At 29.4% G+C, this 24,529-nt stretch carries 22 protein-coding genes, 1 tRNA gene and 1 rRNA gene; 14 read left to right on the top strand and 10 right to left on the bottom strand.

Translation table 11 applies throughout. The features are described from left to right. A 5S ribosomal RNA gene (gene rrf / locus ACH2BO_RS03255) occupies nt 1-108 on the top strand. 187 nt (nt 109-295) lie between these two features. Here rrf and ACH2BO_RS03260 read toward each other — a convergent pair. From ACH2BO_RS03260 to porU, 5 genes are all read right to left on the bottom strand, one after another. Then, nucleotides 296-1,936 (bottom strand): 2-oxo acid dehydrogenase subunit E2, encoded by a 1,641-nt coding sequence (locus ACH2BO_RS03260; protein WP_395043324.1) that lies wholly within the window; start codon nt 1,934-1,936, stop codon nt 296-298. 6 nt (nt 1,937-1,942) lie between these two features. After that, the gene (pdhA, locus tag ACH2BO_RS03265) at nt 1,943-2,941 is read right to left on the bottom strand and encodes a pyruvate dehydrogenase (acetyl-transferring) E1 component subunit alpha (RefSeq protein ID WP_395043325.1); all 999 of its coding nucleotides are present in this window, start codon (nt 2,939-2,941) and stop codon (nt 1,943-1,945) included. Between the two features lie 186 nt (nt 2,942-3,127). Further along, the gene (cdd, locus tag ACH2BO_RS03270) at nt 3,128-3,610 is read right to left on the bottom strand and encodes a cytidine deaminase (RefSeq protein WP_395043326.1); all 483 of its coding nucleotides are present in this window, start codon (nt 3,608-3,610) and stop codon (nt 3,128-3,130) included. Nucleotides 3,611-3,701: 91 nt separating this feature from the next. Beyond that, a complete protein-coding gene (gene porV / locus ACH2BO_RS03275; protein WP_395043327.1) occupies nt 3,702-4,913 on the bottom strand; it encodes a type IX secretion system outer membrane channel protein PorV in 1,212 nt (403 codons plus the stop codon). A gap of 40 nt (nt 4,914-4,953) precedes the next feature. After that, complete coding sequence (gene porU / locus ACH2BO_RS03280) at nt 4,954-8,778, bottom strand: type IX secretion system sortase PorU (protein WP_395043328.1); 3,825 nt, start codon at nt 8,776-8,778, stop codon at nt 4,954-4,956. Between the two features lie 203 nt (nt 8,779-8,981). On the opposite strand from porU, the gene gldJ reads away from it, so the two are divergent. Further along, nucleotides 8,982-10,709: a gliding motility lipoprotein GldJ gene (gene gldJ, locus ACH2BO_RS03285; RefSeq protein WP_395043329.1), complete on the top strand. Its 1,728-nt coding sequence runs from the start codon at nt 8,982-8,984 to the stop codon at nt 10,707-10,709. 65 nt (nt 10,710-10,774) lie between these two features. Further along, nucleotides 10,775-12,058: a UDP-N-acetylmuramoyl-tripeptide--D-alanyl-D-alanine ligase gene (murF, locus tag ACH2BO_RS03290; RefSeq protein WP_395043330.1), complete on the top strand. Its 1,284-nt coding sequence runs from the start codon at nt 10,775-10,777 to the stop codon at nt 12,056-12,058. A gap of 34 nt (nt 12,059-12,092) precedes the next feature. On the opposite strand, the gene ACH2BO_RS03295 is transcribed toward murF, so the two are convergent. Then, nucleotides 12,093-12,167 (bottom strand) — tRNA-Val (locus tag ACH2BO_RS03295). Nucleotides 12,168-12,225: 58 nt separating this feature from the next. After that, nucleotides 12,226-13,446 carry a bifunctional folylpolyglutamate synthase/dihydrofolate synthase gene (locus tag ACH2BO_RS03300; RefSeq protein ID WP_395043331.1) on the bottom strand — a complete coding sequence of 407 codons (1,221 nt, stop codon included), beginning with the start codon at nt 13,444-13,446 and terminating at the stop codon, nt 12,226-12,228. A gap of 126 nt (nt 13,447-13,572) precedes the next feature. On the opposite strand from ACH2BO_RS03300, the gene ACH2BO_RS03305 reads away from it, so the two are divergent. Then, complete coding sequence (locus ACH2BO_RS03305) at nt 13,573-14,283, top strand: MotA/TolQ/ExbB proton channel family protein (RefSeq protein WP_395043332.1); 711 nt, start codon at nt 13,573-13,575, stop codon at nt 14,281-14,283. After that, on the top strand, nt 14,267-14,662 hold the full coding sequence (locus ACH2BO_RS03310) for an ExbD/TolR family protein (RefSeq protein ID WP_395043333.1): 396 nt from the start codon (nt 14,267-14,269) through the stop codon (nt 14,660-14,662). Before ACH2BO_RS03305 ends, ACH2BO_RS03310 begins: the two co-directional genes overlap by 17 nt. A gap of 155 nt (nt 14,663-14,817) precedes the next feature. On the opposite strand, the gene ACH2BO_RS03315 is transcribed toward ACH2BO_RS03310, so the two are convergent. The 3 genes from ACH2BO_RS03315 to ACH2BO_RS03325 all read right to left on the bottom strand — a co-directional run bounded on the left by ACH2BO_RS03315 (nt 14,818) and on the right by ACH2BO_RS03325 (nt 18,090). Continuing rightward, on the bottom strand, nt 14,818-15,735 hold the full coding sequence (locus ACH2BO_RS03315; RefSeq protein WP_395043334.1) for an energy transducer TonB: 918 nt from the start codon (nt 15,733-15,735) through the stop codon (nt 14,818-14,820). 45 nt (nt 15,736-15,780) lie between these two features. Beyond that, on the bottom strand, nt 15,781-16,935 hold the full coding sequence (gene nhaA, locus ACH2BO_RS03320) for a Na+/H+ antiporter NhaA (protein WP_395043335.1): 1,155 nt from the start codon (nt 16,933-16,935) through the stop codon (nt 15,781-15,783). Between the two features lie 66 nt (nt 16,936-17,001). Further along, nucleotides 17,002-18,090, bottom strand: a complete 1,089-nt coding sequence (locus ACH2BO_RS03325) for an anhydro-N-acetylmuramic acid kinase (RefSeq protein WP_395043336.1) — start codon at nt 18,088-18,090, stop codon at nt 17,002-17,004. Between the two features lie 93 nt (nt 18,091-18,183). Between ACH2BO_RS03325 and ACH2BO_RS03330 the strand changes: the two genes are divergently transcribed. The 9 genes from ACH2BO_RS03330 to ACH2BO_RS03370 form a co-directional block, all read left to right on the top strand. Further along, a complete protein-coding gene (locus ACH2BO_RS03330; protein WP_395043337.1) occupies nt 18,184-19,323 on the top strand; it encodes an acyl-CoA dehydrogenase family protein in 1,140 nt (379 codons plus the stop codon). A 103-nt stretch (nt 19,324-19,426) separates the two neighbouring features. Continuing rightward, the gene (locus tag ACH2BO_RS03335) at nt 19,427-19,990 is read left to right on the top strand and encodes a hypothetical protein (protein ID WP_395043338.1); all 564 of its coding nucleotides are present in this window, start codon (nt 19,427-19,429) and stop codon (nt 19,988-19,990) included. Nucleotides 19,991-20,088: 98 nt separating this feature from the next. Continuing rightward, on the top strand, nt 20,089-20,547 hold the full coding sequence (locus tag ACH2BO_RS03340) for a YHS domain-containing (seleno)protein (RefSeq protein WP_395043339.1): 459 nt from the start codon (nt 20,089-20,091) through the stop codon (nt 20,545-20,547). A 5-nt stretch (nt 20,548-20,552) separates the two neighbouring features. Next, a complete protein-coding gene (locus tag ACH2BO_RS03345) occupies nt 20,553-20,942 on the top strand; it encodes a DoxX family protein (protein WP_395043340.1) in 390 nt (129 codons plus the stop codon). A 45-nt stretch (nt 20,943-20,987) separates the two neighbouring features. Further along, nucleotides 20,988-21,476, top strand: coding sequence for a DinB family protein (locus tag ACH2BO_RS03350; RefSeq protein WP_395043341.1), 489 nt, complete (start codon nt 20,988-20,990; stop codon nt 21,474-21,476). Beyond that, nucleotides 21,464-22,174: an NRDE family protein gene (locus ACH2BO_RS03355; RefSeq protein WP_395043342.1), complete on the top strand. Its 711-nt coding sequence runs from the start codon at nt 21,464-21,466 to the stop codon at nt 22,172-22,174. The genes ACH2BO_RS03350 and ACH2BO_RS03355 overlap by 13 nt, the downstream gene beginning before the upstream one ends. A 2-nt stretch (nt 22,175-22,176) precedes the next feature. After that, on the top strand, nt 22,177-23,211 hold the full coding sequence (locus tag ACH2BO_RS03360) for a D-alanine--D-alanine ligase (RefSeq protein WP_395043343.1): 1,035 nt from the start codon (nt 22,177-22,179) through the stop codon (nt 23,209-23,211). Next, nucleotides 23,211-23,849 (top strand): hypothetical protein, encoded by a 639-nt coding sequence (locus ACH2BO_RS03365; protein WP_395043344.1) that lies wholly within the window; start codon nt 23,211-23,213, stop codon nt 23,847-23,849. Before ACH2BO_RS03360 ends, ACH2BO_RS03365 begins: the two co-directional genes overlap by 1 nt. Before the next feature lie 46 nt (nt 23,850-23,895). Then, nucleotides 23,896-24,529 (top strand): SDR family NAD(P)-dependent oxidoreductase (locus tag ACH2BO_RS03370; RefSeq protein ID WP_395043345.1); only part of this gene is annotated, 634 nt, incomplete at its 3' end.

Below are 24,529 nucleotides of genomic sequence, written 5' to 3' on the forward strand. Positions count from 1 at the left end.
AAGGTGGTTATTGCGGCGGGGCTCACCTCTTCCCATCTCGAACAGAGAAGTTAAGCCCGCCTGCGCAGATGGTACTGCAATTTGTGGGAGAGTATGTCGTCGCCTTTCTTTTAAAAACCCTTCATCAAAGATGAAGGGTTTTTTGTTTTTTAATTCCTCCTGTTTTGGTTTTAAATTCTAATTTTAATTTTTAAAAAAAAGGTGATGTTGTTTTAAAAATAATATTATAAAATATAAAAAAAATCCTATTTCAAGTGAATGAAATAGGATTATATAAATTTATTGTAAACAAATATTATGCTAACATTGTTACTGGGTTTTCTAAATAAAGCTTTAAAGTTTGAAGAAATTGAGCTCCAGTTGCACCATCAACAGTACGATGATCGCAAGCTAAAGTTACTTTCATAGTGTTTCCTACAACTATTTGTCCATTTCTTACAATTGGTTTTTCAGCAATTGCACCAACTGATAAAATGGCTGAATTAGGTTGATTTATTATTGATGTAAATTCAGTTATACCAAACATTCCTAAATTAGAAACAGTGAATGTACTTCCATCCATTTCAGATGGTTGTAATTTTTTATTTTTTGCTCTTAAAGCAAGATCTTTAACATTTGCACCAATTTGAGATAAACTTAACTGGTCTGTAAATCTTAAAACTGGAACGACTAATCCATCTTCTACAGCAACAGCAACACCAATGTTAACGTGATGATTAATTATAGTTGCATCTTCTCTCCATTGAGAATTTACTTTTGGATGTTTTTTCAAAGCCATAGCACAAGATTTAATAACCATATCATTAAATGAAACTTTAGTGTCAGGCATAGTATTAATAACTATTCTCGATTTCATTGCTTCATCCATCATTATTTCTATAGTTAAATAAAAATGAGGCGCGGTGAATATTGATTCAGACAATCTTTTCGCAATGATTTTACGCATTTGCGAATTTTTAATTTCTTCAGTAAAAATTTCTCCAGCTGGAATAAAAGGTTTTACCATTGCAGGTTGCTGATAGTTGGTTGCAGTTTGTTCTTCAACTACATTTGGTGTGAAAACTTGTGGTGATGTTGTAAATTTTTCGATATCACTTTTAACAATACGTCCATTTTCTCCGGATCCTTTTACTTGAGAAATATTTATACCTTTTTCTTCAGCAATTTTCTTAGCTAGAGGAGAAATAAAAATCCTTTTTCCATCTGTAATAATTTGAAGTGAATTTTCTGATTTTTCATTTGAAATTTCAGTTCTTACTACTTCTTTTACAGTAGAGGTACTACCACCATTTTTATAGTTTTCAGCAATGCCTGTAATATCAGTTCCAGTAGGTCCTATAATTGCTAAAACACTGTCAACAGGAGCAGTTTCTCCTTCATTTACACCAATAAACAATAAAGTTCCAGAATTAAAAGATTCAAATTCCATTGTAGCTTTATCCGTTTCAATTTCTGCAAGAATCTCTCCTTCATTAACTGTATCACCTACTTTTTTTAACCAAGTTGCAACTGTACCATCAATCATTGTATCACTTAAACGTGGCATAGTAACTACAACAACTCCTTTTGGCAAAGTGGTTGTAACTGTTTGATTGATTGTTGAATTAACTTCTTTTTTATCTTCAACAATTGTAGTATTAACTTTTGGCTCTATTGAAGATGGTTTTCCTAGATGTAATAATGGAGTTATATCTTCACCTTCTGAACCAATTATTGCAAGTAAAGAATCAACTGGTGCTGATTCTCCTTCTTGAATTCCAATGTGTAAAAGAGTTCCAGAATTGAATGATTCAAATTCCATTGTTGCTTTATCTGTTTCTATTTCTGCAAGGATATCTCCTTCATTTATTTTGTCGCCCACTTTTTTAAGCCATTTTGCTACTACACCTTCTGTCATAGTATCACTCAAACGAGGCATCGTGATTATTTTTGCCATAATTGATTATAGTTTGTGGGGAATAAATGGATAGTTTTCTTGTTCGTAAACAACATCATATAATTGTTGAACTTCAGGAAATGGAGAATCTTCTGCAAAAGTTACACATTCTTCTACCAAAGCTTTAACTCTTTCATCAATTGCTTCAATAATTGCTTCAGTTGCATATTTTTTTTCTAAAATAATATCTAATACTTGTGTTATTGGATCTATTTTTTTATATTCTTCTATTTCATCTTTAGAACGATATAATTGTGCGTCAGACATAGAATGTCCTCTATATCTATATGTTTTCATTTCTAAGAAAGTAGGTCCATCTCCTCTTCTTGCTCTATCTATAGCCTCGTGCATTGCTTCAGCAACTTTCACAGGATTCATTCCATCTACAGGACCACAAGGCATTTCATATCCTAAACCAAGTTTCCAAATATCAGTATGATTAGCAGTTCTTTCTACAGATGTTCCCATTGCATAGCCATTGTTTTCACAAATAAATACTACTGGAAGTTTCCATAACATTGCCATATTGAATGCTTCGTGAAGTGAACCTTGACGTGCTGCACCATCTCCAAAATAGGTTAAAGTTACACCACCAGTTTCAAAATATTTATCGGCAAATGCCATTCCTGCTCCAACTGGAATTTGTGCTCCAACGATTCCGTGACCTCCAAAAAATCCTTTTTCTTTAGAAAATATGTGCATTGAACCACCCATTCCTTTAGATGTTCCTGTTACTTTACCATACAATTCTGCCATTACTCTGTGAGGATCAACTCCCATTGCAATTGGTTGAACGTGATTTCTATAGGCAGTAATCATTTTATCTTTAGACAAATCCATTGCGTGAATTGCTCCTGCAAGAACTGCTTCTTGACCATTGTATAGGTGTAAAAATCCTCTAACTTTTTGTTGAATGTAAACTGCTGCTAATTTGTCTTCAAATTTTCTCCAAAATTGCATGTCTTCATACCATTTTAGATAAGTTTCTTTTGTAATTGGTTTCATTGTTTGTAAATCTATTATGACTAATGATTATTTAATCTGTGATGCAAATTAATTTTAAAAAATTTGCTTTTCTAAATGTTCAAATGCAAAAGTATGATATTGATAGTAGAAGTAAAAATTTATAAGAATGAAATTATAGTTTTTTACTAAATGAATATATAAAAATTGTAACTACATCGTTTTAGTTTATAAAGATGTTTTGTCAAATGAAAAAGGCAATAAATTATTAATAGAGTTTGATTTGTAAACTTCTCCAGTTTCACCCATAAAATAAATTTCAATTGGTAAATCTTGTTTAAATTCATATTCAGCAATTGATTGCCTACATGAACCACATGGTGGAATTGGGGATTTTGTCGGATTAGTGTCTGATGCAGCAGTTATTGCTAATTTTACTATTTTAGAATTTGGATAAATTGCTCCAGCTTGAAAAATTGCAACTCGTTCTGCGCAAAGTCCAGAAGGATAAGCTGCGTTTTCTTGATTAGATCCTAAAACAATTTTTCCGTTGTCTAATAATATGGCAGCGCCAACTCTGAATTTTGAATACGGTGCATAAGCATTTTTTCGTGTTTCAATGGCTAAATTCATTAAAGACTGAACTTCTGCAGGTAAATTATCAATTCCGTTAAAAACCGAAATTATAGTGTTAAAAGTAATTTCTTTCATTCTTATTTAGTTGTTTTTTCTTTAAATTATATCGGAAAAAAAATCCAAATTCCTTAAAAGAAATTTGGATTGTTATAAAATTTATTAATTTTTAATATTCATCATATTTGTCACCAAAATTAAATGTTAGCGAAAATCGAAGAGTGTTTTCTAATGGGTTTTTAACTTTAGAAGCAGAAAATAAATAAGAGACATCTATTTTTACAACGTTATATTTAAAACCAGCTCCTAATGAGAAAAATCTTCTAGCACCTTTTAGTGGACTTTCATTAAAATACCCTAATCGCATTGCAAAGGAATCTTGATATAAATATTCGGCTCCAACTGAATAAGTAAACTCTTTTAATTCTTCACTAAAACCATCTGGTGCATCACCAAAAGATTTAAATATTCCAGAAACCCAACTTATTCTTCTGTAATTTTCATTGTTTTGATTTCTTTCATCTACTGTAATTGTGCCATCACCATCTAAATCTGGATCTTGTGGTGTTGGAACTAATAGTTTTGCAAACTCAACACTTGTTGAAACTCTATTATATTCATCTAAAATAAAATCAAATCCACCACCTAATCTTAAATTTGCAGGTAAAAAATTGGTGCTAAATTCATCATTATCATAACTTATTTTTGGGCCTAAATTCTGAAAATTAAATCCCAAACGATATTTTCCATTAAATTCATTGAAAGCAATTTCTTCCGATTGAAAAAACCCTGCAACATCTACTGCAAAAGTACTTCCTGGTTTTGCATCGGTATTTGCATCGGCAATTTTTAAATTAGAGCGAATGTATCTTCCAGCTACAGCCATTGAAAATCTTTCACTTAGTTTTAATGAATACGACGCATCTACAGCCAACTCATTTGGTTTTACAATATTTGCAACATCATCAAAATTTTGTCTTAATTCTATTTCACCAAGTCCAAAATAACGCAAACTTCCTGCAAAGGCACTTCTTTCGTTTATTCTATTATAATAATTTAATTGTCCTAAAGATATATCATTAACAAGCTGTGTCAAATAGGGTGTGTAACTTACAGAAAATCCTTGCTTGTCTAGTGCAAATGCATATTTTGCTGGGTTCCATTGTTGCGAATAATTATCTGCGGATGTAGCAACTCCTTGGTCAGCTAAACCAGCAGCTCGTGCATCTGCAGCAACTAATAAAAATGGAACTCCTGTAGTTATTACTCTATCTTGGGCTTTAATAATTTGTGTTGTAGCAAGAAGTAATAAAAATATTGAAATTTTTTTACTCATGCTTGTGATATTATTTTTTTGGTATTCTTGAATCTTTGATTTCATTTTAAATTTCAAAATATAATTAAACAAATATAGTATTTTATTAAAGTATTACAAGTTTTTCAATCTTTTCTGATGTTTTATTTGTTAATGTTGATTTAACAATTAGCTTATATATATAAACACCTTTTCCAATTTTATCGCCAAAATCATCTTTTCCGTCCCATGAAATATCTCTAGATAAAAATCCTTCGGTCATTACAGATTGATTTATAGTTTTTACAATTTTACCAGTAATAGTGATTATTTGAACCTGAACATCAAGTGGTTCAAATGGTCTGTTGTGTGTGAACCAAAATTGTGTATAACTTACAAATGGGTTTGGATAATTTAATACATTTTGTAATGTTACTGATTCATCACCTACAACAATAAATCTAATATCCGCAGAAATAAAATTGTTATATACATCCCAAGCTTTGAAAGTAATTGTATGCAATCCTAATGATAAATTTCTAAATGGAAATCTTACTTTTCCTTTGGTATAATCATCTAATTCGGTTTCATAATAATCATTTAATATGTATGGATTGTTTTCATCTCCGTCAAGAATAGCTACCATATCATGACCAATTCCGCTTGAAGTATTAATTCCATGCTCATCTTCTAGAAAAGCAAGAAAAAATGGTGATTGATTAGTAATTCCTCCATCAATAAATGTTTCATCATTCATGTATAAACGAAGTTTTGGTGGAGTTGTATCTGCAACAGCATTTGTGTTTACACCACCAACTTTTATGTCTGTATTATAACCTGTTTTATCCAATAAAATAGTATTTCGTTTTGAATAAAAACTTATTCTTCCGTTTCCAATAGGAATTTTTATGTCTTTTGGAACTACAAATCCAAATTCAAATAATCCATTATTTACAGATGCATTTCCTCTAAAAATGGTTTCACCAAGACTAGTAAATGTTATTGGAGGACTATTATTATCATTATTGAAGGTAGTTTTTAGATAGTTTTTATCAAAAATATTTACAGACATCTCACCATTATATGATGGTAGAAAATTTCCAATTCCGTCTTGAACTTCACCTGATAATTTTACATAAGCAAGAGCTTGAAAATCTACAAAAGGTTGATTAATTGGAATGTCATTCACTTTAGTTAATACAATTCTTGGTTTTGCTATTGCAAGCATCAATGCAGGATCACCAAGTAAAAAAACGACTCTTGTAGAAGAATTATTGAAACTTGCATTTTTAGCCAATCGCAATGCTTCAGCAATTGATGGGTATTCATCTGAATCATAAGAAAAAAGCTTTTCAGAAAGCACATCATTAAAATTTTCCGCAGAACCTTGTCCTATTGAACGAATTGTAGTTATCATTGAAATAGCACCACCAACCGGATTCCAATAAGTATATTCGCCAGCAGTTGGTCTTAGCGGATTGTCAAACCTAGAAAATTCGCAAGTTAATGTTATGAATAATGGATAGCGAAACCTATTATTGAAATTTGAACCATCAAATTTATCCCAAATTCGTTCTCCTGTCAATCCATCTTCGCCACCATGACCAAGATAATTAAATACTAAAGAACCATTTTCAAAAGCATTTCTTATATCTTCTTTTGCCTTTGGATAACGATTTCCTCCTGCAGAAGTAACTTGTTGATATGCATCTAAAAGTATTTTTTTATAATTTATAAATGGTTTTTGTTGATGAATTGAGTCTGTTAAACTATTTTGACGCGATTGTAATGTAATATCAGATGGTTTGTCTGAATCATCAGAAATAGAAACATAATTATTTCTCCAACTTCCATAAGATTTTAAATCATGATATTCAATAATTTTATTAACCATTTCATCAGCTTGTTTTGTCGATGAAACAATCATTCTTCCAACTGCAATATCAACACCACCATTTGTTATTTCAACATCACCTTCATTAGTGTTCATTAATCCAAAGAAATCATCAGATGCAAACGAACTTTCGCCAGAGGTATAACTATTGGTTGAATGATAAATAGGTACAAAATTAGTATTGTTAGAGATTCTGTCTTTAAAATCGAATGATGCATCACCAAAAAGATTTAAGTATTTAATTCTTTTACTAGTAACACTTGGATTATCATAAACATATTTTACAAAATTTCTAATAGCTGCAATATCTTGCTTTCCTGATGAAAATTCATGATAAATCATTTCTAGATTTACAACTTTTACATTAAGACCAGAATAGTTTCTATGAAAATTGGCCAACTTTTCTGCTTGAGAATTAAATGCGCTTGGTGTTACAATTAAATAATCAATATCTTTAAAATTTCCTGCTGCATCATTAAAAATTGTTCCTTTTAAATCTTGATTTGCAACTGCTGGTTTTGATTCTTTCAGTGGTGTATAATAGTCATTGGTATCAACTGCAATATAATTTCTAGTTTCACCTAAATTAGATTTAAATGAAATTGTACTTGCTCCAGAGTTTGTGACTTTTGAAGTATTATAAATATCAGTAATATCCCAAATTTGAGATAGTGATGAAGCATTGGTTATAGAATATTCGCCAATTCCTGTTAAAGTACTTGCATCATTATATTGAAATCTAAACTGCTTGTTGTTTCCAGTTAAATTTCTTTTGGCTCTAATAATTATATAGTCTAAAAAACCTTTGGATGCAGGAACACCACCATTATCAAAATTTAATTTTACTGTAAACTCTTCGGCAGCACTTACATTTGTAATTAAAGTATTATGTGATGCTTCGATTCCAGTATTTAATACAACAGCGTTAAGAATAATAGGACTCAATTCTTGACTGTTTATGTTCACATCAAATTTAGTTTGCACAAATGAGTTTCCGCCAACATGAATCTCAACCTTTGCTTGTGATGAAGTTACAATGTTTTCAAATGGTAGAATAAATTCTTGTTCATTATTAGAACTAAAAGATTCTCCAAACCAAACTCTACCAATTTTTGCAATATTGTTTAAATCTTCTTCATGAAATTTAATATCGTCAAACGTGTTAATAGAGGTTGTTGCACTTCCAGTTGGTTGTGATAAATCTAATATTCTTTTTCCATCACCACCATCAGTAGTTACATAATAATATGCTTTTTTACTGTATAAATTTAAATTTGTTTTGTTTTCATTGCTCCAATTATCAAGTCCTTCACCATAAAATAAAACATAGTCATTAGAGTCAAATGCATTGTCTTCTTCACCAATTACTTGAATAGCATTTTCGGATAAATCTATAGGGTAAATTGCATTATTGCTTAACGGAACCATTTTTCCGCCACTTCCAAATATTTTAATACTTTTCGGATTTAAACCAGATGTTTTAACGCCCAAACTTTCTAAAAAAGATTTAGATATTTTATAAACTCCAGACTTTTCGATATAAAAACGATACCATTTGCCAGAACTCAATACAGAGTTAGAAATAGCGGCTACACTGCTGGTTGAATTGTTAATTCTAGATGAATTTGAATAATTATATGTAAATGATTTTATTTTTTTATATGTATTTCCTTCTTTTATTATAGGTGATACATTTAAAATAACTGAAATTTCATCTCTAGCAATACTGTTTTTTATGCTTGCTTTTATAGTGTTAGGAATTAAAGATTTGTTTAAATCGCCAAGCTTAATTTCATCAATAGTTTCAAATATAATATTTGTTATTTGAAGAGAGTTTTCATCTATATATGAAGTGTTTTTTTTCTTATAAGTATATAAAATTTCTTTAGTATAATTATTATAATTAAAATTAACCATACTAAACTGTGGTATTTTAACAGAGTAATCTCCATACTGATAGGAAATATTTTCGTTCCATTCAATAGTAATATTTTCTCTTACTTGACTAAAAGAAAAGACGCTAAAAAGCAAAAAAATAAAAATAGAAATTTTTTTCATCAATAATATGTAACGCAATAAATTTAGTAATAGTATAAAAATGTAAAATTATATATTATTAATCATCTTTACAATAAAATATATTAGTTAACGTTATCAATCTATAAAATCTGTAAATTGAATTTTAATAATAAATTTAAAAAGATGTTGCAAATTAATAGTAATTTACTATATTGCGCCTCGAAATTTTACCTACTAAGATTATGAAAGTAAACAAATTTATGACGATCAAATTATTACTAATGGTAGTAATAATAGTTGGTTTTTCTAGTTGCAGTAAAAAGTCTAGCTCTAAAAGCGGATCTAAAGCTACAGGATGGAAAATTAACGACAAAAAAGGAGGTTTTCAATATGCTTCTAAGTTTAAAAAGCAAGAAACTGGTCCAGGTTTAGTATTAGTTGAAGGTGGAACATTTACAATGGGTAAAGTTCAAGATGATCCAATGCATGATTGGAACAATACACCAAATCAACAACACGTTCAATCCTTTTATATGGATGAAACTGAAGTAACTAATTTAATGTATATGGAATACTTAGATTGGTTAAAAAGAGTTTTTCCTCCAGAAGAAGAAAACTACAAAAACATTTATGAAGGTGCTTCACCAGACACATTAGTTTGGAGAAACCGTTTGGGTTATAACGAAACAATGACTAACAATTACTTAAGACATCCTGCTTATGCAGAATATCCAGTTGTTGGTGTAAATTGGATTCAAGCAACTGAATTTTCTAAATGGAGAACAAATCGTGTTAATGAATCTGTTCTTGAAAGAGAAGGATTTTTGAAAAAAGATGCTAAAGTTGTAGATGTAAAAGCTGATGCTACTTTTGATACTGAAACTTATCTTGCTGCACCAACAAAAACTTTTGGTGGTAACGAAGAAGTTGTACTAAAAGGAAGAAGAGGTTCTAAAGCTGCTGGAAAAGGTGGAACTAAAAACTCTAAAGGTGAATCTCAAGAAGCTAAAAACGTTTATGCTCAAAGAACTTCTGGATTAATATTGCCAGAATATAGACTTGCAACTGAGGCAGAATGGGAATATGCAGCTGCCGCAGATGTTGGACAAAGAGAATATAATGTTTACAAAGGTCAAAAGAAATATCCATGGTCTGGTAGTTATACTCGTTCTGGAAAAAGAGCTATAAAAGGTGATCAATTAGCCAACTTTAAACAAGGTAAAGGTGATTATGGAGGAATAGCTGGTTGGTCTGATGATGGAGCAGATATTACAAACAAAGTTAAATCTTATCCTCCAAATGATTTTGGATTATACGATATGGCTGGAAATGTATCAGAATGGGTTGCCGACGTTTACAGACCTATTGTTGATGACGAAGCTAATGATTTCAACTATTTTAGAGGTAATGTTTACATGAAAAATAAAATAGGTGAAGATGGTAAAGTTGAATTAATAGTTCAGGATACTCAAACTTTTGACACATTGCCTAATGGTAAAGTTGTTGCAAGAAACTTTATTGGTCAAATTGCTCAAGTTCCTGTTGATGATAATGAAACTTATTTAAGACAAAACTTTGATAAAAGTGACGAAAGAAACTATAGAGATGGAGATAAACAATCTACAAGATATTTTGATTTTGGTTCTTCTGATACAGAAGAAAATAATTCTAAATTAACAGACGAAAAGAGAATGTATGATTCTCCAAAACATAATGTTTCAACAGATAGTATTGGAAACATGGTTCGTAAATTTGATAAATCAAGCAAGAGAACAACACTTGTAAATGATGATGTTAGAGTTTACAAAGGTGGTTCATGGAGAGATAGAGCATATTGGTTAGATCCAGCTCAAAGAAGATATTTTCCTCAAGATATGGCAACAGACTATATTGGTTTTAGATGTGCAATGTCAAGAGTTGGTCCAAAATCTGATTCTAAAAAATCGCCAAGAAATAAAAAGAAAAAATAATTTTTTTTATAAATTACCTAAAAGCCCTTTAATTAGGGCTTTTTGTTTTTAAAATAGTATTTAAAATGAATATACAAGACTTACACAAATTGTTTCTTAAATGTAATTCTGTTTCAATTGATACAAGAAAAATCGAATTAAATTCTTTTTTTGTAGCAATTAAAGGAGAACGTTTTGATGCAAATACTTTTGCCAAAGAAGCTCTAGAAAAAGGCGCGTCTTATGTTGTTATCGATAATAAAGATTATTATATTGATGAAAGAACGATTTTAGTTAACAATAGTTTAAATACATTACAAGAGTTAGCTAAATATCATAGAAGTTATTTAAAGTTACCAATAATTGCCTTAACTGGAAGCAATGGCAAAACAACAACTAAAGAATTGATAAATGTTGTTTTATCAAAAAAATACAACACTAAAGCAACAATCGGAAATTTAAATAATCACATAGGTGTTCCTTTAACATTATTGTCCTTTTCTAAAGACACTGAAATTGGAATTGTAGAAATGGGAGCAAATCATCAAAAAGAAATTGAGTTTTTGTGTACTATTGCACAACCAGATTATTGTTATATAACAAATTTTGGAAAAGCTCATTTAGAAGGTTTTGGTGGAATTGAAGGTGTTATTAAAGGAAAAAGTGAAATGTATACTTATTGTAAAAACCTAGATAAAACAGTGTTTATAAATAAGGATGATTCGATTCAAGAAGAAAAAACTAAGGAAATAAAACGAATAACTTTTAGCCAAATAGATTCTAAAGTTGAAGTTTTTATAAATAAAGTGATTGCAAATCCTTTAGTCATGGTTCAATTTGACACTACTGAAATACATTCTAATTTAATTGGATTATACAACGCCAATAACATCAATGCTGCAATTACTATTGGAAACTATTTTGGTGTTTCTAATGAGTTAATAAAGCATGCAATAGAAAGTTATATTCCAGAAAACAATAGATCACAACTACTAATAAAAGGAACTAACGAAATAATTCTTGACGCCTACAATGCAAATCCTAGTAGCATGAAAGTTGCTTTAGAAAACTTTTTGCAATTAGATAAAACCAATAAACTTCTTATTATTGGAGATATGTTTGAGTTAGGTTATGAAAGTATAGAAGAACATAAAGCAATCACTTTAATGTTATCAAAGGAGAATAATGTCAAGTGTATTTTTGTTGGAAATGATTTTTATGCAAATAAAACTAAGAAGGAAAATTTTGAATTTTTCAAAACATTCGAAGAATTATCAGAATATTTAATAAAGAATAATATTGATAATAAAATGATTTTAATAAAAGGATCAAGAGGAATGGCACTTGAACGAACTTTAGAATTTTTATAAAAAAAAAACTTCTTAATTTCTTAAGAAGTTTTTGTGGGTAATGAGGGATTCGAACCCCCGACCCTCTCGGTGTAAACGAGATGCTCTGAACCAACTGAGCTAATCACCCGATTGCGAGTGCAAATATATAATTCTTTTTTAGATTTACAAAAATAAATCAAAAAAAATCATAAAATTTCTGCAACTACAAATGTGCTTCCGCCAATAAAAATAAAGTCTTTTTCATTTGAATTCTCTAAGGCAGATTGATAAGCGATTGAAACAGAATTATATGCTTTTCCTTTTAGTAGAAAATCTTCAGCTTTTTGTTGTAAAATGGTTGCATTTAATCCTCTTAAAACATTAGGTTTACAGAAATAATATTTTGCTTTTTTTGGAAATAAAGGTAATATTTCATTCAAATCTTTGTCATTTACAACTCCTAATACAATATGTAAAGTTTCAAAGTCCTCTTTTTCTATTTGATTTAAAACAATTTTTAATCCATGAGAATTATGAGCAGTGTCACATATAACTTTAGGATTAGAGTTTATTTGTTGCCATCTTCCATATAGTCCAGTATTTGTAATAACATTTAGAAAACCATTTTTTATATTTTCTTGTGTAATATTAAAATTTTGTATCTTTTCTAAAACCTTAAAAACTTGTTGAACAGTTTTTTTATTATTAATTTGATAATCTCCTAAAAGTGAAGAAGGATAAGTTTCTAAAACTAATTCTGACGCAAAATAGATTTCTGATTTTGTTTTCTTAACTTTTTCCAAAAATACTTCTTTCGTTTCTTTTGTATATTCACCAATAACAACAGGAATATTATCTTTTATAATTCCTGCTTTTTCAAAGGATATGCTTTCTAGTGAGTTACCTAAAAATTGTGTATGATCAATACCAATATTAGTAATTACTGAAACTAAAGGTGTAATTATATTAGTTGAATCTAATCTTCCTCCTAAGCCAACTTCAATAATATTAATATCAGTTTTTTCTTTTACAAAATATTCAAATGCTAATCCAACCGTCATTTCAAAAAAACTAAGTTGATGTTTTTCAAAAAAGGATTTGTTTTTGGCTACAAATTCACAAATATATTCTTCTGATATTTCTTCTCCATTAATTTTTATTCGCTCTCTAAAGCTTTTTAAATGTGGAGAAGTATATAAACCAACTTTGTAACCAGCTTCTTGTAAAACAGATGCTAAAAGGTGTGAAGTAGAACCTTTTCCATTAGTTCCAGCAACATGAATACATTTTAAATGTATTTCAGGATTTTTTAGATGTTTTGCAAGCAATATTGTATTGTCTAAATTTGGCTTGTAGGCGCTTGCACCTTGCTGTTGATACATAGGTAATTGAGTGAAAAGCCAATTTATTGTTTCTTGATAGTTCATTATTTTTTAATAAAAAATTCTTAAAACAAAATAATTTACCAATTTTGTAGTTTAATATTGTATTAGAATTTATCTTTAGTGCAAATTTGGAATTATTTTTACAATTAATACAAAAATATAATTTATATGATTAACTTTTTTCTTCAAGCTCAAAATGATTCAATCGCTCAAGCTACAGGAGCATTAATAGAAGGTACAGTAGCAACAAATGAAATTTCGGTATTAGAGTTTATTTTTAAAGGAGGTTTTTTCCTTATTCCGATTGCACTTTTACTTTTTTACACATTTTATTTAATAATTGAACGTTTTATTTATATAAATAAACGTGCAGTAATTGATCCCAATTTAATTCGTGACATTCGAGATAATTTAAACGCTGGAAACATTGATTTAGCTGTTTCTACAGCCGAGAGAAATTCTACTGCATCTGGATATGTCCTTCGAGAAGGAATATTAACTATTGGAAGACCAATTGCAGAAATAGAATCGAATATGGAACGCGCTGCTAATATTGAAGTTGGCGAAATGGAAAAAAAACTTGGTCAATTAGGACTAATTGCTGGTATAGCTCCAACATTTGGGTTTATTGGAACTATTTCTGGAGTTATTAAAATTTTCTATAGTATTTCTCAAACAGAAGACATCAGTATTGGTAACATTTCTGGTGGTTTGTATGAAAAAATGATTAGTTCTGGTGCCGGATTGGTTGTAGGTATTATTGCCTATTCTGCTTATCACTTATTCAATGGAAAAATTGATAGTTTTGCACTTGGTATTCAAAAGCAAGTATTAGATTTTGTTAATATAATTCAAAGACCAAATGGTAAAACGAAATAAACGATTTCATGCCGAGGTAGCAACTTCATCGCTTAGTGATATTATGTTTTTCTTGCTTTTATTTTTCTTAATTATATCAACATTAGCAAATCCAAACGTAATAAGAATGACATTGCCAAAATCTAAAAATAATGAGAAAACCAATAAACAACAAATCTCATTATCTGTAACAGAAGACAAAAAATTTTATTTAGACAAAGAAGAAGTTGCTTTTGATCAATTAGAAAAAACTTTAATATCTAAAATGGGTGATGCAAAAGATCAAACGGTTGTGGTTAGAATTCCATTTAATCTGCAGGTTCAAGATTTGGTAGACATATTGCAAATAGGAGTAAAGAATAAATTAAAGTTTGTTATTGCAACTAATAATTCAAAATAGAAGTATATTGATATTGATTTATTAGTAATACAATTCTGTTTTTCTAAAATAAAAAATGCCCCAAATAGTGTCTAACTTTTTGGGGCATGTTCATAGTTGGGAAGCATTTTTTTTATCTTTAATCCTTAAAGAATATTAGATTCTTTAATTTTCATTTAGTCTTTTAGACTAAAATTATATCTAATTGTTCCAACTTGTTTTTCTGTTCCATCAGGACTTTGACTCCATTTAGTATTCATTGCGGCAATTTTTGCTTGAGATGCTAAACAACTCGCAGCATTTGTAGTTCCTCTTGCACCAGGTTTTGCATCTACAACATTTCCGTTTTTATCTACTGTAATTTGCACAACTACAACACCTTCTTCATTACAATTGTAAGCTGGTTGCGGTTTGCTTAAAGCTTTTCTTCCGTTTAGTGCATATCCAGAACCGTTGCCTAAGCCATTTCCGCTTCCGTTTCCACCACCACTTCCAGAACCTGTTCCACTTCCAGAACCTGTTCCGTTGCCAGAACCACTTCCACCACCTGTTCCACCACCTGTCCCACCATTTCCATATCCGCTAGAATTTATACTTCCATTTGCAGATCCTTGATTTCCTTTTGTATTAGAATTTCCATCACCACCTTTATTTTTGCCGTTTAGTATGTTGGCCAAAGCATCATTAGTATTGCTGTTCACTTTAGGTTTGATAACAACTGGTTTTATATCTTTTTTAATAATTGGTTTTATAATTTTTACTGGTTCTTTTTTTGGTATAACAACGTCGGTTTTATCAGCATTATCATCTTGCGAAATAATATCTTCATCTTGTGTTTCTTGAGCAGGAACAGGTTTCGTAACATCTTTTACATCCAATTCTTTACTTTGATAATCAGCACCTGAACCAAAATCTGTATCGCCAAAATTCACTGTAACTCCGCCACCGCCACCGCCACCAGCCAATGCAACAAGTTCTGCATCTGATGGAGGCCAAAATCTTATAAAAAACAATAGAATTAGTAAAACGCCATAAATAAGTGTCGCTATTAAAAACGATTTTCTTTTTTCAGAAGGTGAAGAATCTAAACTCATAAACTTAGTTTTAATGTTTTTAACGCCGAAATATAGTAAAAATTGTTATTTAATTGATTTATTATTACTTGATTTTGAATTTTGTTTAAGCCAAACGTAACCTATTATGCCTGAAATTAATGATGCTATCAATATCATGAACTTCGAATTATTTATTATTTTCGGGTCTTCAAATGCTAATAAAGTTACAAAAATTGACATTGTAAATGCAATTCCGCCAAGAAAACCAACACCTACTATTTTTTTCCAATTCAACTCTTTTGGTAATTCGGTGAGTTTTAATTTAACAGCCAAAAAAGCAAAAGTCACTATACCCAAAGGTTTTCCAATAACTAAACCAAAAATGATGCCTAATGAATATGATTCAGAAAAATTATTATACCAATCTTTTCCTAGAATAATTGCTGTGTTGCTTAAAGCAAATAATGGAATGATAATAAATGCTACTGGTTTATGAAGCCAATGCAATAATTTATAAGATATGGTTTTATCAGATCCATCTTGATATGGAATAGCAAAAGCCAAAAGAACTCCAGTTATTGTTGCGTGTACTCCTGAATTTAACATAAAATACCACATAATAAATCCGCCAATTAAATATAAAATTAATCTTTTGACTTTTAATCGGTTCATTATTAATAAAATCCCAAACACTGATAAAGAAATTAGCAAATTGGAAAAATAAATGGTTTTTGTATAAAAAAGTGCAATTAAAATAATTGCTCCTAAATCATCAATAACTGCAAGAGCTGTTAAAAATACTTTTAGGGAAACAGGAATTTTATTCCCTAATAACGATAAAATTCCAATTGCAAATGCAATATCTGTTGCCATCGGAATTCCTATTCCAGATTGAGTATTTGTTCCAAAATTAAATCCAAAATATAATAAAGCTGGAATCAACATTCCGCCCAAAGCTCCAGAAATAGGCAATATTGCAGCACTAATTTTTGAAAGCTCGCCTGTGTATATTTCTCTTTCTAATTCTAAACCAATTAACAAGAAAAAGATTGTCATTAATCCGTCATTAATCCAATATTCTGCATTATGATTTCCAATTGGATAATGCCAAAGAGCCAAATAACTTTCTGAAAAGTATGAATTGGATAAAATAATTGAAATAACACTGCAGATTAACAATACTAATCCTCCAGCTTTTTCACTTTCAAAAAATGATATAAATAGTTTTGTTGCTTTCAATTATAAAATTATGGTTTTGTATTACTTTATTTTAATCAAATATTCAATTTTAAAATTTTTTTAATTTCAAAATACATTTCCAGAAGAATGATCTATTTCTGCGCCAGTAACACTTTTTAAAACATTAATTTCGTTTCGTAGTTTTAAAACACCTAATAATCCAAAAATTAATGCTTCTTTAAATTCTAAAGTTTTAGCTTCTGGAATAACAATTTCAATTTTTGGTAAGTGAAATTTCATTCGTTCTATTAAAAAATAATTGTATGTTCCTCCACCAGTTGCTAGAAGTTTGAAATTGCAATTTTCGACTTGTTGGTTTTGGCGAAAGCAATCTATTGCTAAAGAAGTTTGAAGAGCAATATGTTCGGTAAATGTGTGCATTTTATCTTCAATGGATATTGAATATTTTTCTATTAAGGGTAAAATAATTTGCTTTACAAATTCAAATCCGAGCGATTTTGGAAAGGTTTTTTTATAATATTCTAATGCGTTTAATTCGTTTAATAATTCAAAATTTAATTTTCCAGAACGAGAAATGTTTCCTTTATCATCATAATCTAATCCTAATTTATTGGCATAAAAATTCAAAACTGTATTTACTGGCGAAATATCAAAAGCAATTCGTTTATTATTTTGTTCAAATGAAATGTTAGAAAATCCTCCAAGATTTAAACAATAATCATATTGAGAAAATAAAATTCTATCACCAATTGGAACCAAAGGTGCGCCTTGACCTCCAAGTTTTACATCTTGAACTCTAAAATCACAAACTACTTTTTGATTGGTATAACTTGCAATTTTAGGAAGATTTCCAATTTGTAAAGTAAATCCGTTTTGAGGTTGATGCAAAATGGTGTGTCCGTGTGAGCAAACGGCATCAATAGTATTGATTTTATGATTAAGAATAAATTCTGAAATTATTTTCCCAAGAAGTTTGGTGTAATTTTGATTTAATAATTCTAATTCCGACATTGAAAAATCTACTGCATTTCTTAATTTGTTTAACCAAAAAGAGTCATATGAAATGGTTTCACATTCTAATATTTCATAGTTCCAAACTTCATTTTTAATACTGAATTTAATGTGTGCCAAATCAATTCCATCAAGCGATGTTCCACTCATTACACCTACAATATTGTATGATTCTTTAAACATTGGCTAAATTTACGAAAACGTTTGAGAGTTTAATTAAAATGCGTTATTTTTGCTCAAATTTAAATAAAAACAAAACTACTTTTATTATATATTATGGATTTTAACTTAAACGAAGAACAATTAATGATTCAGCAAGCTGCAAAAGATTTTGCAATTTCAGAGCTGTTACCAGGAGTAATTGAACGTGATGAGCATTCTAAATTTCCAACAGAACAAGTAAAAATGATGGCTGAGTTAGGTTTTTTAGGCATGATGGTTGATCCAAAATATGGTGGTTCTGGTCTTGATAGTGTTTCTTATGTTTTGGCAATAACCGAAATTGCAAAAGTAGATGCTTCGGCAGCAGTTATCATGTCAGTTAATAACTCATTGGTTTGTGCTGGAATGGAAAAATATTGTAACGAAGAACAAAAAATGAAATATCTTGTTCCTCTTGCTAAAGGTGATGTTATTGGAGCATTTTGTCTATCTGAACCAGAAGCAGGAAGTGATGCAACATCTCAAAAAACTACCGCAATTGATAAAGGTGATTATTATTTATTAAACGGAACTAAAAACTGGATTACTAATGGAGCAACTGCTTCAACTTATTTAGTAATTGCGCAAACCGATGTCGAAAAAGGTCATAAAGGAATAAATGCTTTTATCGTTGAAAAAGGATGGGCTGGATTTGACATTGGACCAAAAGAAAAGAAAATGGGAATCAGAGGAAGCGATACACATTCATTAATGTTTTCAGATGTAAAAGTTCCTAAAGAAAATAGAATTGGTGCAGACGGATTTGGTTTTGCATTTGCAATGAATGTTTTAAATGGTGGAAGAATAGGAATTGCATCACAAGCATTAGGAATTGCAACTGGTGCTTATGAAATTGCACTAAAATATTCTCATGAAAGAAAAGCATTTGGAAAAGAAATTTTTAACCATCAAGCAATTGCATTTAAATTAGCAGATATGTATGTAAAAGTTACTGCTGCAAGATTATTAATAATGAAAGCTGCTTGCGAAAAAGATGAAGGTAAAGACATTGCACATTCTGGTGCTATGGCAAAATTATACGCGTCAGAAATCGCTTTGGAAGTTGCAAATGAAGCTGTTCAAATTCACGGTGGAAATGGTTATGTAGCAGAATATCATGTAGAAAGAATGATGCGCGATTCTAAAATTACTCAAATATATGAAGGAACTTCAGAAATTCAACGTATAGTTATTTCTAGAGGATTGGTTTCTTAATACTAAATTTTACAAATTATAAAACCCTTTCAAATTTATACTTGAAAGGGTTTTTTGTTTTATAAATTTATTTTTAACTAACTTTGAGAATAAATACTTTATTATGAAAAAATTACTTCTTATAATCTTTTTGTTTCCGATTGCTAGTTTTGCACAATCAGAAGATAAATTTACTAAAAAAACAGAACTTGGGTTAGAGTTTCAAAAATATCCTGTTGGATTTATGCCAATGCTAACTGCCAATGTTTTTACAAAAAAAGACTTCGCATTAAGATTTAGAATTGGAGCAAATATTGCAGACAGAAAAGACAATAGTAATTTTAATGATTATGAAGAAGCTTCTGGTTTTGGAGCCAGTTTTGGAGTCGTAAAATATCTGCCAAATGGAAATGGTAATTTTATATTTGGAGCAACTCTAGATACTTGGAACATGTGGACGAATTGGAAAGACAATTTGAATACAGCAATGCCAACTCAAGGAAAAACTTATACTTTAGTAATTCAACCATGGATAAATGCTGGATATTTATATAATTTTTCAGATAAAATTAATGGGGGATTATCTCTTGGCTTTGGAAGAGAAATTAATGTAATAACTAATGGAGAAAGAGTAGGCGAAGGTTTTATGGGAATTGCAACTGTATCTATAAATTATAAATTAAATTAATTATTGAACAAAAGCGACTTTTTGTAAACCAGCTTACTATTTCATTCGTAATTATAAAATAACTTTGTGATTTTAATATAAACTTAATTTATATCAAAATGAAAAAACTAATTTTAATTTTATTTATTGCACTAGTAAGTGCATCAACTTTTGCTCAATCTGCTAAACGATTATCACAATATAATCTAGAAAAAAAAGTAGCCATTCAAGGTTATGATCCGGTTTCTTATTTTACTCAAAAGAAAGCTGTAAAAGGAAAAACCACTTTTTCATATACTTATGAAGGTGTAATTTACAATTTTTCAAGCCAAGCCAACAAAGATTTATTTATAAAAAACCCTGCAAGTTTTGAGCCACAATATGGTGGTTGGTGTGCTTATGCAATGGGTGAAAATGGCGAAAAAGTTCAAATTGACCCACAAACCTTCAAAATCATTGACAATAAACTGTATTTATTTTACAACGCTTTTTTCAATAATACGTTAAAAACATGGAATAAAGATGAAAGCAATTTAAAGAAAAAAGCAAATGTTAATTGGAAGAAAACTATAAATTAATAATTATGAAAAACCCAATATTTATTTGGATTATAAAATTAATAGTAGTTGTAATTTTTTTGCAAACATTGTATTTTAAATTCACAGCATCAGAAGAATCGATATTTATATTTACCACTTTAGGAATTGAACCTTACGGAAGAATTGGCACAGGAATTGTTGAGTTACTAGCATGTGTTTTATTGCTTTTTCCTCGAACAATGTTGGTTGGAGCGCTTCTAGGATTGGGAACAATTACCGGAGCAATAGTATCTCATTTGTTTGTATTAGGAATTTCTGTAAAAAATGATGGCGGACTGCTTTTTATTTTGGCAATAATTACGTTTCTTTGTTGCCTGTTATTAATTTATAGTCAAAGAAGTAAAATTCCGGATTTGTTGAAATTAAAAATATAAACTAAATTCGTACAAGAATAATAATAGTAAACAGTAAACTAATTTATGTTAATTCCTTCTATTCAGAATACTTTAAATGAATTGTCTGACTTGCTAACCCAGTTGTCTAGTGACGATTATACTTGTCCATGTTTTGGGTTAAGTAACGCAACAATTGGTGAGCACACACGTCATATTATAGAAATGTTTCAGTGTCTTGAAAATCAATTTGAAATCGGAGTTATAAATTATGATGATAGAAAAAGAGATTATCTAATTCAAACAGACATTTTATTTGCTAAACAAGCTATTGTTGAAGTAATTGATAAATTAGACAAACCAAATAAAAATTTACACTTACAGCAACTAGTTGACGGTGAAGAATTATTGATAGAAAGTAATTATAATAGAGAGTTGTTGTATAACTTAGAACATTGTATTCATCATCAAGCTTTAATAAAAGTAGCTGTTTTACAAAATGATTCAATTACAATAGATGAAAATTTTGGTGTAGCGCGTTCTACAATTGAATACAAAAAACAATGTGCACAGTAAGTTTTGTTTTTTCTAACGGAAAAGCTATCATAACATCCAATCGCGATGAAAAAATTCTTAGACCAAGTGCTATTGAACCTAAAACATACATTGTAAATAACAAAAAACTTATATTTCCTAAAGACCAAAAAGCTGGTGGAACTTGGTATGCAATTACAGAAAATGCTACAGTTTTAATTTTACTAAATGGTGCTTCAGAAAAACATCAGGTAAAACCCAATTATAGAAAAAGTAGAGGATTAATAGTTTTAGATATTATTAGTTCAAATTCACCAATAGAAGAATGGAAATTAATAGATTTATCTAACATTGAACCATTTACATTAGTGCTATTTCAAGATAATAAATTGCATCAATTGCGTTGGAATGAAACTGAAAAAGAAACAACAAATCTAGATATAAACCATAATCATATTTGGTCATCTTCAACATTATATCCAAAAGAAATACGCGAAAAAAGAGCCAATTGGTTTCATAACTTTTTAGACACAAAACCAGAAATTAGTCAAGCAGAAATGTTTAATTTTCACAGATATACTGAAAATAACAATGAAGAAAATGGTTTAGTCATAAATAGAAATGACATCATGAAAACTTTGAGTATTACCCAAACTGTAATCGAAAAAAACAAAGTCATACTCACACATCACGATTTACAAAAAGAGAAAGATTTTGTAAATACATTCATAACAACTTAAATTTGAAACTTTTTATACATAAGCTTACACATTGGGAATATTGGCCTTTTCAAGTAGTTTATATTCCAATTTATTTTCTTTGGATTTACTATTCTTTGCGCGCCAAATCTGTTTTTTTCTTTAATTCTTGTAATCCTACAATTAAAAATGGAGGATTTATGAATGAATCAAAAAAGGCAATTTATGACATCATTCCAAAACAATATTACCCAAAAACAGAATTAATTAAAGGTCAAGTATCTTTTGAAAAAGCAATTTCAATTCTAGAAAATTCTCAAATTAAATTTCCTTTTATTGCTAAACCAGATATAGGTTTACGAGGTTCAGCGGTGAAAAAAATAAATTCTATAGATGAATTATTGAGTTATCATTCTAAAGCAGATTTTGATTATTTAATTCAAGATTTAATTCCATTTGAAAATGAAGTTGGAATTTTTTATGTACGTTTTCCTAATGATAAACAAGGAAAAATAACAGGAATTGTTGCCAAAGAGTTTCTAATTGTACAAGGAAACGGAAAAGCTACAATTGAAGAATTAATTAAACAAAATCCAAGATTTGAATTTCAATTAAAAACTTTGCAAAAAGAATATGGCAAAAAAATGAAAGACATATTGCCAAAAGGAGAAAAGCTAAATTTAGTTCCTTTTGGAAATCATGCTCGAGGTGCAAAATTTATTGATGCAAGTCATTTAATTTCTAATAAATTAACCAACGTTATTGATGCAATGTGTCAAGAAATTCCAGAATTTTATTTTGGACGATTGGATGTTATGTATCAAACATGGGAAGATTTAGAAAAAGGGAAAAACTTTTCGATTGTAGAGTTAAATGGAGCAGGAAGTGAGCCAACCCATATTTATGATCCCAAACACTCTATCTTTTTTGCATGGAAAGAATTGGCGCGACACATAACCTATATGTATAAAATTAGTGTTGCAAATAATAAACGAGGATTTCCATTTTTGAAAAGAAAAGAAGGAATGATAGAATACCGTTTGCACCTTGAACAAAGTAATAAAATTGTAAACTTTTAATGCAAAAAACAAAAAATTTACTGGTCGGATTTTTAATCAGTTTCATTGGTTCAATTCCATTAGGATATTTGAATGTTGTTGGTTTTGACGTATATAAAAAATTCGGATTAAACGAAACAATTTTCTATTTATTGGGTGTTGTTTTAATTGAGTTTTTTGTAATTTATTTTACATTATTTTTCGCAAATCAATTAATTAGCAATAAAAAATTGATTAAATTTATTGAAGCATTCTCAATACTATTTATGTTTATTCTTGCTTATATTTTTTATTCCAGCGCAAGTTCAGATGATTCCAATCAATCAATTTTAGAAAAATACATTAATTATTCTCCTTTTGTTGTAGGTGTCATTTTAAGTTGCCTAAATTTTATTCAAATACCTTTTTGGCTAAGTTGGAATTTGTACTTGTTAAACGGAAAATATATAGAAGTATCCAGCTATAAAAAATATTTCTATATAATTGGTACAATTATTGGAACTTTTTTCGGAATGTTAACGCTCATTTTATCATTGAATTTTGTTACAAATCAAACTGATTTTTTGGCAAAATATTTAATGAAAGCCATAATTCCAATCGTTTTTATTGGTCTAGGAATTTTTCAAGCTTTTAAGTTTTATAAGAAACATTACAAGTAAAATTCATTTCTATAGTTTTATTATCTTTACGACAATAATATAAAAAATGAAAAATATAATAATCACAGGAACTTCTCGTGGCATTGGGTTTGAACTTGCTTTACAATTTGCAAAAGAAGGTCATAATGTATTAGCAATTTCAAGAAAAATTCATCAAGATTTAATAGGAAATTCAAATATAACTTGTCTTTCGGTTGATTTATCAATAGAAAATGATTTGCTTCATGTTGAAAAGTTCTTATCGTCTTCATGGAAAAAAATTGATGTGATTATTCATAACGCAGGAAGTTTAATTAGCAAACCATTTTCTCAAACTACACAAGAAGATTTTGAAAATGTATATAAAGTTAATGTATTTGGTGTTGCCAATTTAACTCGAGTTTGTTTGCCTTATTTACAAAAAAGAAGTCATGTGGTTTCGATTAGTTCAATGGGAGGAATTCAAGGAAGTATGAAATTTGCTGGTCTTTCTGCTTACAGTTCTAGTAAAGGAGCAGTAATTACTTTGTCTGAATTATTGGCAGAAGAATTCAAAGAACAAGGAATTGCGTTTAACGTTTTGGCATTAGGTTCAGTAAATACCGAAATGTTACAAGAAGCATTTCCAGGATATGAAGCGCCACTTTCAGCAACTGAAATGGCAAATTATATTTATGATTTTGCTTTGAATGGTAATAAAT

Source organism: Flavobacterium sp. (assembly GCF_043773265.1).
Classification (GTDB): Bacteria; Bacteroidota; Bacteroidia; order Flavobacteriales; family Flavobacteriaceae; genus Flavobacterium.